Source organism: Sphingomonas faeni (assembly GCF_040407505.1).
Classification (GTDB): Bacteria; Pseudomonadota; Alphaproteobacteria; order Sphingomonadales; family Sphingomonadaceae; genus Sphingomonas; species Sphingomonas faeni_E.
The window spans coordinates 902,217-917,413 of record NZ_JAPZPQ010000001.1 but is presented as its reverse complement, the minus strand read 5'-3'; the positions used below and the strand labels follow the sequence as shown (position 1 = coordinate 917,413).

Annotated in this window: 14 protein-coding genes; 4 read left to right on the top strand and 10 right to left on the bottom strand. The window is 64.2% G+C overall.

From position 1 onward, the window contains the following. Nucleotide 1 precedes the first annotated feature (1 nt). From O6X71_RS04205 to hflX, 3 genes are all read left to right on the top strand, one after another. Nucleotides 2-1,378: a sigma-54-dependent transcriptional regulator gene (locus tag O6X71_RS04205; RefSeq protein ID WP_353464588.1), complete on the top strand. Its 1,377-nt coding sequence runs from the start codon at nt 2-4 to the stop codon at nt 1,376-1,378. Nucleotides 1,379-1,479: 101 nt separating this feature from the next. After that, entirely contained in the window at nt 1,480-2,022 is a 543-nt protein-coding gene (gene hfq, locus O6X71_RS04200) for an RNA chaperone Hfq (protein WP_082441049.1), read from the top strand. Next, nucleotides 2,019-3,311, top strand: a complete 1,293-nt coding sequence (gene hflX, locus O6X71_RS04195; protein WP_353464587.1) for a GTPase HflX — start codon at nt 2,019-2,021, stop codon at nt 3,309-3,311. Before hfq ends, hflX begins: the two co-directional genes overlap by 4 nt. Here the strand turns inward: hflX and mazG are convergent. From mazG to O6X71_RS04150, 9 genes are all read right to left on the bottom strand, one after another. Next, nucleotides 3,292-4,026, bottom strand: a complete 735-nt coding sequence (mazG, locus tag O6X71_RS04190) for a nucleoside triphosphate pyrophosphohydrolase (RefSeq protein ID WP_353464585.1) — start codon at nt 4,024-4,026, stop codon at nt 3,292-3,294. The genes hflX and mazG overlap by 20 nt on opposite strands. 72 nt (nt 4,027-4,098) lie before the next feature. After that, complete coding sequence (locus O6X71_RS04185; RefSeq protein WP_353464584.1) at nt 4,099-4,683, bottom strand: retropepsin-like aspartic protease family protein; 585 nt, start codon at nt 4,681-4,683, stop codon at nt 4,099-4,101. Beyond that, entirely contained in the window at nt 4,680-5,444 is a 765-nt protein-coding gene (locus O6X71_RS04180; protein ID WP_353464583.1) for an MBL fold metallo-hydrolase, read from the bottom strand. The genes O6X71_RS04185 and O6X71_RS04180 overlap by 4 nt, the downstream gene beginning before the upstream one ends. Continuing rightward, nucleotides 5,441-6,232, bottom strand: coding sequence for a TatD family hydrolase (locus O6X71_RS04175; RefSeq protein ID WP_353464582.1), 792 nt, complete (start codon nt 6,230-6,232; stop codon nt 5,441-5,443). Before O6X71_RS04175 ends, O6X71_RS04180 begins: the two co-directional genes overlap by 4 nt. After that, a complete protein-coding gene (gene metG, locus O6X71_RS04170; protein ID WP_353464581.1) occupies nt 6,232-7,779 on the bottom strand; it encodes a methionine--tRNA ligase in 1,548 nt (515 codons plus the stop codon). Before metG ends, O6X71_RS04175 begins: the two co-directional genes overlap by 1 nt. Nucleotides 7,780-7,829: 50 nt before the next feature. Further along, nucleotides 7,830-8,807 (bottom strand): AAA family ATPase, encoded by a 978-nt coding sequence (locus O6X71_RS04165; RefSeq protein WP_353464580.1) that lies wholly within the window; start codon nt 8,805-8,807, stop codon nt 7,830-7,832. Between the two features lie 28 nt (nt 8,808-8,835). Beyond that, the gene (locus O6X71_RS04160; protein WP_353464579.1) at nt 8,836-9,999 is read right to left on the bottom strand and encodes a D-alanyl-D-alanine carboxypeptidase family protein; all 1,164 of its coding nucleotides are present in this window, start codon (nt 9,997-9,999) and stop codon (nt 8,836-8,838) included. Nucleotides 10,000-10,025: 26 nt separating this feature from the next. Beyond that, nucleotides 10,026-10,760 (bottom strand): septal ring lytic transglycosylase RlpA family protein, encoded by a 735-nt coding sequence (locus O6X71_RS04155; RefSeq protein WP_353464578.1) that lies wholly within the window; start codon nt 10,758-10,760, stop codon nt 10,026-10,028. Continuing rightward, complete coding sequence (locus tag O6X71_RS04150) at nt 10,744-11,808, bottom strand: lytic murein transglycosylase (protein ID WP_435368439.1); 1,065 nt, start codon at nt 11,806-11,808, stop codon at nt 10,744-10,746. The genes O6X71_RS04155 and O6X71_RS04150 overlap by 17 nt, the downstream gene beginning before the upstream one ends. 205 nt (nt 11,809-12,013) lie before the next feature. On the opposite strand from O6X71_RS04150, the gene O6X71_RS04145 reads away from it, so the two are divergent. After that, complete coding sequence (locus O6X71_RS04145; protein WP_353465060.1) at nt 12,014-12,352, top strand: hypothetical protein; 339 nt, start codon at nt 12,014-12,016, stop codon at nt 12,350-12,352. Between the two features lie 71 nt (nt 12,353-12,423). Here the strand turns inward: O6X71_RS04145 and O6X71_RS04140 are convergent, their stop codons facing one another. Next, on the bottom strand, nt 12,424-15,111 hold the full coding sequence (locus O6X71_RS04140; RefSeq protein WP_353464576.1) for a M1 family metallopeptidase: 2,688 nt from the start codon (nt 15,109-15,111) through the stop codon (nt 12,424-12,426). Between the last annotated feature and the right edge of the window lie 86 nt (nt 15,112-15,197).

Here is a 15,197-nt window from a genome sequence, read left to right as displayed (position 1 = left end):
AATGGCGCTCGATATTCTCGTCGTGGACGACGAACGTGACATTCGCGAACTAGTGGCCGGCGTCCTGGAGGACGAAGGCTATGAGACCCGCGACGCTGGCGACAGCGATTCTGCCTTGGAAGCGATCGCAGCGCGGCGTCCCTCGCTGGTGCTGCTCGATGTGTGGCTGCAAGGGTCGCGTCTCGATGGGCTGGAACTGCTCGACGAGATCAAGCGGCGCGATCCCTCGATCCCGGTTCTAGTTATCTCCGGCCACGGCAACCTCGATACGGCCGTCGCAGCAATCCGCCGCGGGGCGTCCGACTTTATCGAAAAGCCGTTCGAAGCCGAACGACTGCTACTGATGGTAGCCCGTGCGACGGAAACGGAACGCCTCCGCCGCGAAGTCGCGACGCTGCGCGCCACGGTCGGCCGCGAAACCGACCTAACCGGCAGTTCGGGCTCGATCAACGGCGTCCGCGCGACCCTGAAGCGGGTGGCGGCAACCGGTAGTCGGGTTCTGATCATGGGCGCGGCGGGGGTCGGCAAGGAAGTCGCTGCCCGCCTGCTGCACGGCTGGAGCCTGAGGACCGACGCGCCGTTCATCATCGTCAGCGCCGCGCGGATGACGCCCGAGCGGATGGACGAGGAACTGTTCGGCGTCGAGGAAGCGGGCGATCTCGTTCGTCCCGGTCTGTTCGAACAGGCGCATGGTGGCACGTTGTTCCTCGACGAGATCGCTGACATGCCGATCGCGACGCAGGCCCGTATCCTCCGCGCCCTGACTGACCAGAGCTTTGCGCGAGTGGGTGGTACGCGCGTCGTCAAAGTCGACGTTCGTGTCGTCTCCGCGACGGCCCGCGACCTCGTCTTCGAAATCGCCGAAGGACGTTTCCGCGAGGACCTGTATTACCGGCTCAACGTCGTACCGGTGATGATCCCGCCGCTGTCCGATCGTCGCGAGGACATCCCTGCGCTGGTCCAGCATTTCATCGCGCATTACGCGTCCGAACGCCGCGTGCCGACGCCGGAAATCGCGCCGGACGCGATGGTTGCGTTGCAATCTTACGACTGGCCGGGAAATGTCCGGCAGTTGCGCAACGTCGTCGAGCGCACGATCATTCTGGCGCCGGGAGACCGGATCGGGCGGATTGATCTCGACCTGTTGCCGGCCGAAGTTCTCGGGGACCAGGGCGATATCGGATCGGCCGGGTCCACCGCGATCATGGGTTCACCTCTGCGTGAAGCGCGCGAGACGTTCGAGCGCGAATATCTTCGGGTGCAGATCCGACGTTTCTCGGGAAATATCTCGCGGACGGCCAGCTTCATCGGCATGGAGCGTTCGGCGCTTCATCGAAAATTGAAGCTGCTCGGCATCACCGAAACCCGCGAGGAATAGACGCCGTAATTTCGCCGCCCTCTGGATATAGCAAGGCAGCGATCATAGATCAGTACCGCGCCCGGTACCCGGGTGCATCTCCGACGCCGGGAAACGGCGCCTTGCGGGCAAAGTCCCGCCAAAAACAAAGGGTTATCCCATTGGCCGATAAACCAGGCTCGCTTCAGGACCTGTTCCTGAACGCACTCCGGCGCTCCAAGACGCCGGTCACGATGTTCCTCGTCAAGGGCGTAAAGCTCCAGGGCATCGTCACATGGTTCGATAATTTTTCCGTCCTGCTGCGCCGCGATGGCCAGTCGCAACTGATCTACAAGCATGCGATCTCGACGATCATGCCTGCTGGGCCCATGGACGTGTCGGCAATCGTCGATGCGGTGGGAGAAAATCAGAAGAAGCACCCGTTGTTGCAGGATATCTTCCTGAACGCCGTGCGGAAATCCGAAGACAGCGTGACGATGTTCCTGATCAACGGCGTCATGCTGCAGGGCCAGATCGCAGGCTTCGATCTGTTTTGCATGCTGCTCCAGCGCGAAGGCATGGCACAACTCGTCTACAAGCACGCTGTCTCGACGATCCAGCCGGCGCGCCCGCTGAACCTTGCCGAAGAGCCTACTGACACGGATGAAACGGACGATGACGATTGAGTAGTGGTTTCGAACGCGATCGGGACGAGTTCTCGCGCGGCGCGCGCGCGATTGTCGTTCTTCCCGACCAGGGCGACGCGACGCGCGATGTCGATGCTCGCCTGGAAGAAACCGCCGGACTCGCTGCGGCGATCGGTGTCCAGGTCGTCGAACGGATCGCCTATCGCGTGCGGCAGGCGAAACCCGCAACGCTGATCGGGAGCGGGCAGGTCGAGCTGCTCGCGACACAGGTGCGCATGGAAGAGGCAGGGCTCGTCGTGTTCGACGCGAGCCTTACTCCTATCCAGCAGCGTAACCTGGAAAAGGCGCTTGAAACCAAGGTTATCGATCGCACCGGGCTCATTCTGGAGATCTTCGGTGAACGCGCGGCAACAGCCGAGGGGCGTTTGCAGGTCGAATTGGCGCATCTTGATTACCAGGCGGGTCGGCTCGTGCGGAGTTGGACGCATCTGGAGCGGCAGCGTGGTGGCTTTGGTTTTTTGGGCGGTCCTGGTGAAACCCAGATCGAGGCCGATCGTCGCTTGATTCGTGACCGGATGGCACGGTTGAAACGTGAGCTCGAGCAAGTCAGTCGTACTCGCGGCCTTCACCGCGAGCGACGCCAACGTGCGCCATGGCCGGTGATCGCCCTGGTCGGGTACACCAACGCCGGAAAGTCCACGCTGTTCAACAGGCTGACCGGCGCCGATGTCATGGCGGAAGACCTGTTGTTCGCGACGCTAGACCCGACGCTACGGCAGATTCAGCTTCCGGGCATCGACAAGGCTATCCTGTCCGATACGGTAGGCTTCGTGTCCGATCTGCCGACCCAATTGGTCGCGGCGTTCAAGGCGACGCTGGAAGAGGTGGTGTCGGCGGATCTGCTCGTGCACATCCGCGATATTGCACATCCCGACACCGAGGCGCAGCGTACCGACGTCGAGACCGTGCTCGCGGAGATCGGCGTCGATGAAAACACGCCGCGCTTCGAAGTATGGAACAAGCTCGATCTTCTCGATGCCGACACGCACGACGAGATCGCCGGACAGGCAGCGCATCGTGACGACGTCGTGGCTATCTCCGCGCTGAGCGGGGAAGGGGTCCAGCACCTCATCGAGCAGGTGGCAGCGAAGCTCACCGGCGCCCATCGACGCTATAGCATCACGATCGAGGCTAGCGACGGAGCGGGGGCGGCGTGGCTACATGCGCACGGCGAAGTGCTGGGCAGCGTCAGCGACGAGCTCGATACGACGTACGATGTTCGGCTGTCCGAGACCGACTACGACCGATTCAGCCGCCGCGATGCTTGACCGCCTGCCATAGCGCTTCCTTCTGATCGAGTGTCATGGCTGCGAACGCGTCGCCGCCATCGACCTCTATTGCCCGGAAACGCGCTTCGAACTTGGCGTTGCCAGCCCTGAGCGCGGCTTCGGGATCGACACCGAGATGCCGTGCCCAGTTGGTCACGGCAAACAACAGATCGCCGATTTCCTCTTCTACCGTGTCTAAGCCGGCGTCGCGAACCTCTTCTATTTCCTCGACAACCTTGGCGAGAGGCCCAGCCGCATCGGGCCAGTCGAACCCGACACGGGCGGCACGCTTCTGTAGTTTTTCCGCACGAGCCAGGGCAGGCAGGCCGATCGCCACGCCGGCGAGAGCGCTGTGATCGGACTTCTCCGCGCGCTCGGCGGCCTTGATCGTTTCCCAACCTGGCGAGGAGATTGCATCGCCGAATATGTGAGGGTGACGACGCTCCATCTTGTCGCTGATAGCGGCGACGACATCGGCCAAGGTGAACGCGCCGGACTCCTCGGCGATACGGCTGTGGAATACCACCTGGAGCAGCAGGTCGCCGAGTTCGTCCTTGAGGTCCGTCGGGTCATCGCGCGCGATCGCGTCCGCGACCTCATAGGCTTCCTCGATCGTGTAGGGCGCGATGGTCGACCAGGTTTGAACGCGATCCCATTCGCAACCTTCGACCGGATGACGCAGTCGCGCCATGATGGAAACGAGCCGTTCGATCATCAGGGACTCCCATTGATAGCGTGCGATCTAACGCGTAGAGTAAGATCGATAATATACATTATGTAAAATCTATTACTTGTTCGGCGTAAGAACGAGAGTGGCATTCTCGACCCGCCACGATCCCAGCCTCGACAGGAAGTTCATGCCGATCACGTCGGTCTCGCCGAACGCCGGCGACGTGACGATGCCGAGGTTGGTTGCAGTGACAGTGCCGATCGTCACGCTCTTGGCGGTCGCGGTGCGCGCCGATACCGTACCGTTGGCGGTCTCGATGATCGCTGGAAACGGGCTTTCGTCGCTATCCAGGCTGGCTGCCTTGGCCGTAGCGGACGACAAGGCAGTCGTCGTCGCACCACTATCGATCAGCATCCGGCGGCGGACACCGTCGATATCGACATCCGCCCAGAAATGCCCGTCGTCCGCCATGCGAATCCGGGTTTCGGTTCCGCTCACCTGCTGATCGGAAAACATGGTCTTCAAGCCAGACAGCCGATCCCGCTGGCTCGCGATCAGCAGGCCAACCGCGAAGATCGCGACCCAGGCCAGCGCCATCTTCAGCACCGGCTTCAACGGCAATCGGCGCGCGACCAACGCCGACAGCGGCAGGATCAACATGACTGCGTACAGCGCGAATTGGGCTGCGCGGTCACCGGTCATGCGGTCAGGATCAGCCCGTCATAGCCCGGCTCGACGCCGACCGGCAGTTCATGACGCAACGTCGCATAATCCATCGTGTTGTCCATATGGATCAACGCGGTCCGCTTTGGCGTCAGGCGCTCCACCCAAGCAAGCACGGCAGGCAGTTCCATGTGCGTTGGATGCGGTCGCCGGCGGAGCGCGTCGACCACCCAGATGTCCAGATCCTGATACAGGCTGGCCATGTCGTCGGTCATCAGGTTGAAATCGGTCGCGTATCCGATTGAGACGCCAGCTGCCTCGAACCGCAGGCCAGCGGCATGGATACTACCGTGTGGCTGGTCGGTCACCGAAATATCGATCCCACCGATCGTCAACCGATCAGGCAGGACTTCGGCGGCGATCGTTGGCGGATAGCCCGGGCGACCGTGAAAAGCGTAGGTAAAGCGCGCGTCCAGCGCTGCCAGCGTGAACGGCCGGGCGTAGCCACGAACGGGCTCTCCAGCTGCGTGGAAAAGTTGGCGGAGATCATCAATGCCGTGGCAATGATCGGCATGATCGTGCGTCCAGATCACCGCGTCGACACGGTCGATATCCGCGGCCAGCAATTGCTCGCGCATGTCGGGACTTGTGTCGATCAGGATTCGCGTACCGTCATGCTCGACGATCGCGGACGCACGGCTGCGCCGGTTGCGCGGCTCGGCCGGATCGCATTCGCCCCAGTCGTTGCCGATCCTCGGCACGCCGGAGGATGTGCCGGAGCCGAGGATCATGATCTTCATGCCGCCGCCTCTGACACCCGCGTCTTGCCGAACAGCGTGTGGAAGTTCTCGGCCGTACGGCGCGATAGTTCCTCGACATTTTCGCCGCGAAGGTTGGCAAGAAACGCCGCGGTATCGGCCACGAACCCAGGTTCGCCGGTCTTGCCCCGATGCGGCACCGGCGCGAGGAACGGCGCGTCGGTCTCGATCAGCAGTCGTTCGATCGGCAGGCGTGCGGCGGTCTCCTGAAGGTCCCGCGCGTTCTTGAACGTCACGATCCCCGAGATCGAGATATAAAGCCCCATATCCAACGCCTTGTCGGCGAAAGCTCCACTCGCGGTGAAGCAGTGGATGACGCCGGGATAGGCCCCCTTCCCCATCTCCTCGGCCATGATCGCCGCAGTATCGTCCTCGGCGTCGCGGGTGTGGACGACGATCGGCAGGCCAGTCTCTCGCGACGCGGCGATGTGCGCGCGGAAGCTCGTCTGCTGGCGGGCACGGTCCGAGGTATCGCGGAAATAGTCGAGGCCGCTTTCGCCGAGCCCTACCACGCGTGGATGCCGTGCGCGCTCGATCAGCTTGGCGGCGTCCACGTCGGGATACACGTCAGCCTCGTTCGGGTGGATGCCAATCGTCGCCCAGACGTCAGGCTCGCGCTCGGCGGTGGCGACGATATCGTCCCATTCGCTCTCGCGTGTCGAGATGTTGAGCATCGCCGTGACGCCGCGCGCCCTAGCCCGTGCGAGCACCGCCTGCTGGTCCTCAACGAGGCCCTTGTAGTTCAGGTGGCAATGGCTGTCGGCGAGCATCAGGCCTCCGCAGGCAGTTCGAGACGCGGGAATACGGGCGCCGGCGGTGCGATCCGGAAGTCGGAAGCCGCCACACGATCATACCAGCCGTCGTCGTCTATCGCGACATGGTCGCGCTCGGTCGCCCCGATCTGCTCGAGCACCTTCCCAGCGGAATCCGGAACCACCGGCAGGATCGCGATCGCGAGCATGCGGATCGCGCGGACCAGCGTACGAAGAACCGCGTTCATCCGCTCGGGATCGGTCTTGCGCAGCGCCCAAGGTGCCTGCGCGTCGATATACTGGTTGCACGCGAATACGCCGCGCATCCAAGCCTCGATGCCTTGCGACAGCGCGAGATCGGTGAAGGCGGACTTGAACCCGGCACAGGCTACGACGACCTCCTCAATCAGTATCCCGTCGGTATCCTGGACCGTACCGGCCGTGGGAAATTCGCCGCCCAGGTTCTTGGCGATGAACGACAATGTCCGCTGAGCTAGGTTGCCGAAGCTGTTCGCCAGCTCGGCGTTGACACGCGTTACGATCGCCTCGGCCGAGTAGCTGCCGTCCTGGCCGAAGCTCACGTCGCGCAGGAAGAAATAGCGCAACGCATCGACGCCGAAGGCATCCGCAAGCGCCATCGGATCGACGACGTTGCCGACCGACTTCGACATCTTCTCGCCGCGGGTGAGAAGGAAGCCGTGGCCGAACACGCTCTTGGGCAGCGGGATGCCGGCCGACAGTAGGAACGCCGGCCAATAGACCGCGTGGAAGCGGACGATGTCCTTGCCGATCAGATGAATATCCGCCGGCCAGTATTTCGCCTTGTCGCCGGTCATGTCGGGATAGCCGATCCCGGTCAGGTAATTGGTAAGCGCATCGACCCACACGTACATGACGTGGCCGGGGCTGCCCGGCACCGGCACGCCCCAGTCGAAGCTGGTCCGCGAGACGGACAGATCCTTCAGGCCACCTTCGACGAAGCGCATCACTTCGTTGCGACGGCTTTCGGGGCGGATGAAATCGGGGTTGGCGGCGAAGAGATCGAGCAAGGGCTGCTGATATTTCGACAGGCGGAAGAACCAGGTCTCCTCCGCGGTCCATTCGACCGGCGTGCCCTGCGGCGAGCGGCGATCATCGCCCTCCCCGGTCAGCTCTGACTCGTCGTAGAACGCTTCGTCGCGGACCGAATACCAGCCCTCGTAGCGGTCGAGATACAGGTCACCTGCGTCCGCCATCGCCTGCCAGATCGCGGCGCTCGCGGCGTAATGATCCTCGTCGACGGTGCGGATGAAACGGTCATACGAGATGCCAAGACGGTCGGCCATCTCGTGGAAATACGACGACATTTCATTGGCGAGTTCGCGCACGGGCATATCGCGGTCACGCGCGGCCTGGACCATCTTTAGACCGTGTTCGTCGGTGCCGGTCTGGAACAGGACGTCACGCCCGGCCTGGCGCTGGAAGCGTGCGATCGCATCGGCGGCGATCATCTCGTACGCGTGGCCGATATGCGGACGGCCATTGGGATAGTGGATCGCGGTGGTGATATAGAAAGGGTCGGCCATGCCGCGCTCCTAGAGCATCGCCCCGATCAGGTGAAGCCTGCGCGGGCGGATCAGTGGCGCAATGTCGCGACTATACCGGCCATCTCGAACACGGTGGCCTGCGCATCGAGCGACAGGCCGATCGCGGCGCCTGCCAGTTCGCGCGCCGCCGCTTGCGCGTCGAGTGCGGATCGCAGCGCTGGCCCCGACCGGGTCCGGGCGGCGTCGGCGATGAACGCGGGGGCACGGTCTAGGAACGCCTCGTAGCGGGGTTGCGCGGCCTTGAGCCCCAGAGCCTTGGCCAGCTTCAGCCGGCGTCCATTGTCGCGGTCGCCGTCCTGCGCGATCGCGGCGATGGCATCGTCGATCGCGGCGATGTCGAGCCCGGCATAGCGGAGCGCGCGACCGGGCGCGCCGTCGCTGGCTCGAACCAGCGCGGCGACCTCAGTCTCGTCCGCATCGGGCTGCAACGTCCGGATCGCGGTCGCGACCTCGCCGTCCGAGAGCCCCTCGAACCGGAGTAGCCGGCACCGCGAGCGGATCGTGGGGAGCAGTCGGCCTGGCGCATGGCTGACGAGCAGGAAGATCGTCCCTGCCGGCGGTTCCTCGAGGTTCTTGAGCAACGCATTCGCCCCGCCCCGCTCCAGATCGTCGATCGCATCGATCACGACCACGCGGCGGGGGCTCATCGACGGCGTCGTCGCGAACAACGGTTGCAGCGTGCGGACCTGCGCGATCGTGATGCTGCGGGCGAGATCCTGGTCGGGCTTCTCGGGATCCTTCGGCAGGCGCGCCAGGACGCGGAAGTCGGGATGCGACCCGGCCTCCATCAGCGACCGCGTCCGGTTTCCCTCGGGAACCGCAAGGTCGGTCGAGCCGCCATCGGGCTCGGCTGCGTCCGCCAGCATCCGCATGGCTGCGGCGCGTGCGAAACTCGCCTTGCCGACGCCCTGCGGTCCGGCGATCAGCCACGCGTGATGCAGCGAACCGCCGCGCATCGCCGCCACGAAGGCAGCCTGCGCGGCGGTATTGCCGATGATCGGCGTCATGCCGGCAACGCCGTCGGCGCCGGGGTCATCAGCCGAAGAAGCCGGTCAGTCCTGCCCATGCGCGACCGAAGAAGCCCGCGACCGCGACGTCCTTCTCGGCGACCAGCGGCATCGTCTGCTGGAGACCGTCGGACGTCGTCACGACGAGATCGGCGATATGCTGGCCAGCCTTGATCGGCGCCTTGATCGGACCTTCATAGACCACTTTGGCGGTCATGGTCGGCGAGGTTCCGGCTGGCAGCGTTACCGTCAGCGCCTTGGGGGCGACGAGCCCGACCGACGATGCGTCGCCCAGCTGGACCGCGGCGGTCTCGATCTTCTTGCCCTTCGCGACGATAGGCTTCGACTGCCATGCACGGAAGCCCCATTCCATGAAGCGGACAGACTCTTCCGCGCGCTGGCCGGCGCTGGTCAGGCCGGCGACGACCATCACCAAGCGGCGGCCGTTCTGGATCGCAGACCCGGTGAAGCCATAGCCGGCTTCCTCGGTGTGGCCGGTCTTCAGGCCATCGGCGCCGGCTACGCGGCCGAGGATCGGATCGCGGTTCGCCTGGGTGATGGCGCTGCCGCCCATCGTCTTGCCCCAGGTGAAATCGCGCTTCGAATAGAATTGCTTGTAGAGATCGGGATAGTTGGTGATCGTCGCCGCGGCGAGCTTGGCGAGATCGTGCGCGGTGACGTAGGTGACGCCGTTGTCGGGCCAGCCGTTGGCGGTGCCGAAATGGCTGTCCTTGAGGCCCAGTTCGGCGGCCTTGCGGTTCATCCGCTCGGTGAACGCCTGCTCCGACCCGGAGATACCCTCGGCCAGCACGATGCACGCGTCGTTGCCCGACAGCGTGACGATCCCGTACAGCAGATTGGCGACGCTGACGTTCTCACCCGACGATAGGAACATCGTCGAACCCGCGGACGGACCATGCCATTTCGCCCAGGTCTCGGGCCGCACCGGCATCATCTGATCGAGCTTCAGCTCGCCCTTCTTGACCATGTCGAACGCGACATAGACGGTCATCATCTTGGCGAGCGACGCCGGCGGCATGCGGCGGTCGGCGTCACGCGCGAACAGGACTGCGCCCGACGACAGGTCTTCCATATAGGCGATCGGCGCGGCGGTCTGGAACTGCGGCGCAGCGGCGATGGACGGATGCGCCAGTGCGATGGCAACGAGCGGTGCGACGATCAGCTTCTTCATGCGGTATTCCGTGAGCAAAAGGGAACTCAATCCGTAGGCAGGACTTGGGCATCGCCATAGCCGCGCTCGGCGACCGCGTCACGCGCGCGTTGCAGGCTTGCGGCATCTTTGAACGGTCCGACGCGGACGCGGTACAGCCCGCCGCGTTCGACGACATCGGCATCGAGGCGCTTCGCCAATGCGGTTGCACGGTCTTCGTTCGAGAAGGTCGCGACCTGCAACACGTATCGCCGTCCCGCGATCAAGGTGGGGAGCGGCTTGCGCACGGGCAGTGCATCTAAACTGGCGGCCTGCGTGAACACCGGCATCCGCGCCGCAGCGGCTTTACCGGCGCGCAACAGCGACGCATCCTGCATGGTGAGTACGATCGCTCGGATACTTACCGCGGCAACTTGCCGTCGATCGGTACCGAGCAAATGCGCCGCGGCGCGCGACAGATCGATCATCCGGTCTTTGCGGCCGGGCCCGCGGTCGTTGATCCGCACCAGGATGGACCGTCCAGTTTCGACCGACGTCACCTCGACGAACGAGCCCAGTGGCAAGGTTCGGTGAGCGGCGGTCATCGCGCCCGGATCGAACGCCTCGCCCGATGCCGTGCGGTTACCCGACAATTCCTCGCCATACCAACTCGCGAGTCCGGTATCATGATAGCTGCCGTAAAGTCCCCCGCCTGCGGGAAAGGTCGCACCGACGCTATCGTGTGCGTTGCTGCACGCCCCCAGCGCGAACGCCAGGCAGAGGACCCTAGCGCTCGACCGCATCGGCCAGCAATCCGACCGAGAGCGCGTAGAAGTTCGAACAGTTATAATCCAGGATCACGCGGTAGTTGCTGGTGAGTAGATAGGCGGTAGCGCCCTGCCCGTCCGGCTCGAGCAACGTAGCCATCACGCTATCGGCGGGCAGGCTGCGGCCCTGCGGCGTCACGCCAAGCGCACGCCATTCGGCAATCGTCCGCCAGCCGCTATGTCGCTCGAACACGCGAGGGCAGCGCGGCGACACCAGCCGGTTGCGGACCTGCGACCGGTCGAGGCCTGCAGGCACGTTGACCGCGACGCCCCAAGGCTGGCCGGCGCGCCAGCCGGCGTCGGTGAAGTAATTGCCGATCGATGCCAGCGTGTCGGCCGGGCTGTTCCAGATGTCCGCGCGACCATCGCCGTCGCCGTCGCGCGCAAGGCGGAGATAGATCGACGGCAGGAACTGCGGATTGCCCGTTGCACCTGCCCAGCTGCCCTTCAACTGCGAGCGGGTGACGCCGCGATCGAGCATCTTGAGCCCTGCGATGAACTCGCCGGCAAACAGCGACCGGCGCCGTCCCTCGTAAGCAAGGCTGGCGAGCGAGCGGAGCAGATCGAAATCGCCGGTATAGCTGCCGTAATTCGTTTCATGCCCCCAGATCGCGACCATGATCGATTCGGGAACGCCGGTCTGCTGTTCGATCCGCTGCAGCCTGGAGCGCTGCGCCAGATAGGTTTGCCGACCACGTGCGATCCGCGCCGTATCGACATGCTGCGCCTTGTAGGGCGCGAACGCAGGAATCGCGCTTGGATTGGTCGACCCCGGCTGGGCCCGGTCGAGCTCGATCACTCGGGTGTTAAGCGTGAGCGTCGGGAAAACCGCGTTTGCCGTGCGCGTGCTTACGCCTTCCGCGAGCGCCTGCTGACGCAGTTGGCTCATATACGATTGAAACCCTGCGTCGTCCTGCGCCGCCGCCGGTGCACTGATGCACAGCACGGCGATCGTGCCGAATACGCCGTTGCGCAGCCAAACTGCTACTCGTGATACCCCACCCATGCCCCGGATGTGCCACATGCACCGGCCGATCGGAACCTCGCGTCATCGCACGGTTGGCACGCACAGCCGCGCGAACGATGTCCTGACGGACGTTTACGATGACGTACCGGTCGGCGTGGTCTCGAGCTGGCGAATTGGCCAGTCGCTTAGGTCGACGATTTCGGCAAAGGTGGGGAGATCAACCATACCGCAGGAAGCGGCGCATCAGGGACCCGGTAGCCATATGGCGCGAAAGCATTCGAAACACGGTTTCAGCGACGACGTACGAAACGAGGAAGAGGCGCCCGCAGAGATTCTAACGTGCTGGCTCTGTGGCCGGCCCACCGGCAAGGTCGTCGTCTGGCATCATCCGGTGCCAAAAAGCCGCGGCGGGCGGGACGTCGTACCGATGCACCCGATCTGCCAGCAAAATCTGACGGCCAACTTCACCAACTCCGAACTTCAACGTCATGCGCTGGATGTGGACGCCCTTCTGGCCAACCCCGCCGTGCGGAAGTTCGTTGACTGGGTGGCGAACAAGGATCCCGACTTCACCGCCAGCGTCACGAAGAAACAGCGGTAAGACGCGCGCCTATGCTGATAGCCGGAACGCACCCCGCGGCATCGACGCGAAACGCCGCGGGGTGCCCAAACTTATTTGACGGCGAGCGCAGCCGCAATTTCCGCCGACTTGGCCTGCCGCAGAACGCCGCAATGTCGAATGCTCTCCAGTGTACGCTCATACCCTAGGACGCCGACATCGGCCTTGCGGATCAGCGCGCCCACCTTTGCATCGATCCGGTCGGCCCGATCGGCACCGCACTGCGTGGCAAGGGCCTGAGGAAGGCGGCTGGTGAGGAAGATGCCGTTGCCGCCGGCGAGGAGCTTGTCGTAATTGGTAAGGATCCAGTCGGTACCGAGGTCTCGGGTGTCCGGATTACCGACGACGCCGAAGATCAGGCCGATCCTGTCGTAGCTCCGCATCCGCTTGTCATCGAGGCCGAGTAGATACGCGGCCGCATCGGCATGGCCACTGGATGCCGCCGCGCCGATCGCCGTCTGGCGGAAGGTCGGATCTTCGCTCGCCAACGCTTTATCGATCAGCGATTTGACCACCGGCAATCCGCCCTCCTGTGCCACCACGGTCAGCGCGCTGCCGAGGAACCCGGTATCCAACGCGCCCGAATTGCCGGCGAGGTATTTTTCGCCGGCGGTTTTGAGCGTGTTCCGCACTGCGGTGTCGCCGGCCTCGTCCGAGACCAGTTCGACCAGGTCGTGGCGCAGGCTCTGCTGGTCGGGGTCGTCCTTGGCATAGGCGCCAGCGGCGGGATCGAACCCGAGCGCAGCAAGGCGCGGCGTGTAGATCGACGCCAGCACTGCACGATAACCGGGCAGCGAAGCCGCGGGAATTAGACCGCGAGCGCGCAACCCTGTGATCCGCCGCCCGCCGTCCATGCTGGCGGTCGCGTCCGGGTTAGCCGCGACCGCACGCGCTTCCGCGAACAGCCACGCCGCCGGTGCCTTGCCCGCCCGGAACGCCGCCCACAGGCTGTCGGTGGTGGCAAGCGCTTCGCCTGGCGACAATGTCCCCGAAGCTGCGATCAGCGACTGCCAGTCGGCAGGAGCGAGATTGAAGCGGTAATAGCCTGCGCCGCCGACATTGGGCATGATCACGCCTGAACCCGGCGCGGCTAGAGATGTCGCCGGCTTGTCGAGCAGCGCGCACTGCTTCGATGCGCCGACACGCACGCAGAACGGGATAGTCCAACTCAGTGGCGGCGGGGACGAGCCTAGAAACACGTAACGTGATTGGGTCGCGACGATACCGCTGCCCTGTCGGCGGACGTCGACCACCGGCACACCCTGCTGATCGACGAAAGACTTCAGCGCGGCGAGCACGCGCGGATCCTTTGCCGCGTCGGAGATCGATTCGAAGAATTGCTCCGATGTCGCATTGCCGTAAGCGTGGCGCTTGAGATGGAGGCGGACGCCGGCCTTGAACTTCTCGTCGCCGAGATAGGCGGCGATCATGGCCACGACCTGCCCGCCCTTGCCGTAGGTGATGTTGTCGAATGCGGAGTCGATCTGGCCATTCTCGGTGATCGGCTGGTGGATCGGGCGCCCGACCTCCAGTGCATCGGTATTCATCGTACCGAAGCCCTCGGCCAGCGCGCCGACACCGATCTTGAGTTCCGGGCGCCACTCGTTGCCGATCCGATAGCCCATCCAGTTGGCGAAGCTTTCGTTCAGCCAGATGTCATCCCACCAGGCCGGGGTCACGAGATCGCCGAACCATTGGTGCGACAGTTCGTGCGCGACGATCATCCCAAACGACTGCTTGTCGCGGGTCGTGGCGCCTGGCGCCAGGAAGATGATGCCGTCGCCATACGTATCGGCGCCTGCATTCTCCATCGCGCCGGCCATGATCGGCGTACCGATCTGATCCAGCTTGGGGAAGGGGAACGGCTCACCGAAGTAGTTTTCAAGCAACGAGACGATGCGCGGCGTCTCTGCCATCACATAGCCCATCTTGTCCTTCTGTGCCGTGGTGGCAACCGCGCCATAGGGCATCGGCGCGGGCCGTTCGGGCGTCGGCGGGATCATTCCGGTCTGGTGGACGAACGGCCCCGTATCGAACGCGACGAGGTAGGTCGGGAGCGGCTTGGTCGGGGCGAACTGGTGCTTTTCCAGCCCGCCCGTCACCTTGGTGACCGCAACCTGCGGCGCGTTGCTGACGGCGACGAAGCCCGGATGCGTCGTGACCGAGACGGTGAACGGCGTCTTGAAGCCAGGCTCGTCGAAGCTTGGGAAGGCGGCTCGCGCGTCGATGCTCTCGAACTGGGTCCAGCTATACCAGGCGTCGCCGACCTTGACGTGAAACAGCCCCGACGCGCTGTCGCCCAAGCTGCCGGTATACTCGAACGCCAGCGTCGCCGGGCCGGCGGGAAGCGTCTTCGCAAAGTCCAGCCGCGCGGTGCCGGTCTGGTCGACCTGCGTGAAGACCGCAGACGTCGCCTTCCCGCCGATCAGGGCGACCGCCTTGGTGATCTTGAGGTCGCGGCCGTGCATGTACAGTGACTTCGTCGGCGCCTTCAGCGTGACGTCGATCTCGTTACGCCCGGAGAAGCTGTCCTTTTCCGGCAGGATCGTGAAATCGAGGCGATAGGCATTGGGTATCGCCGCATCGGACAGCCGGCCCTTCGGCGCATTCGCGTCAGCGGTCACGATCGCCTTGGCCGGCGCCTCGGGTGCGGGTGCGGGTGCGGGTGCGGGTGCAGAATTCGCCTGAGCCGTCGTCGACAGCAATAGGGCGGTGAAACCGGCGAAATATGAGGCGCGCATCAAAATTCCTGCAATGGTGTAGTAGTAACGTAACTCAGCTACGAACGGTGAGCAAGCCCAAGCAGCGCCAACGACCTTTTACGCCG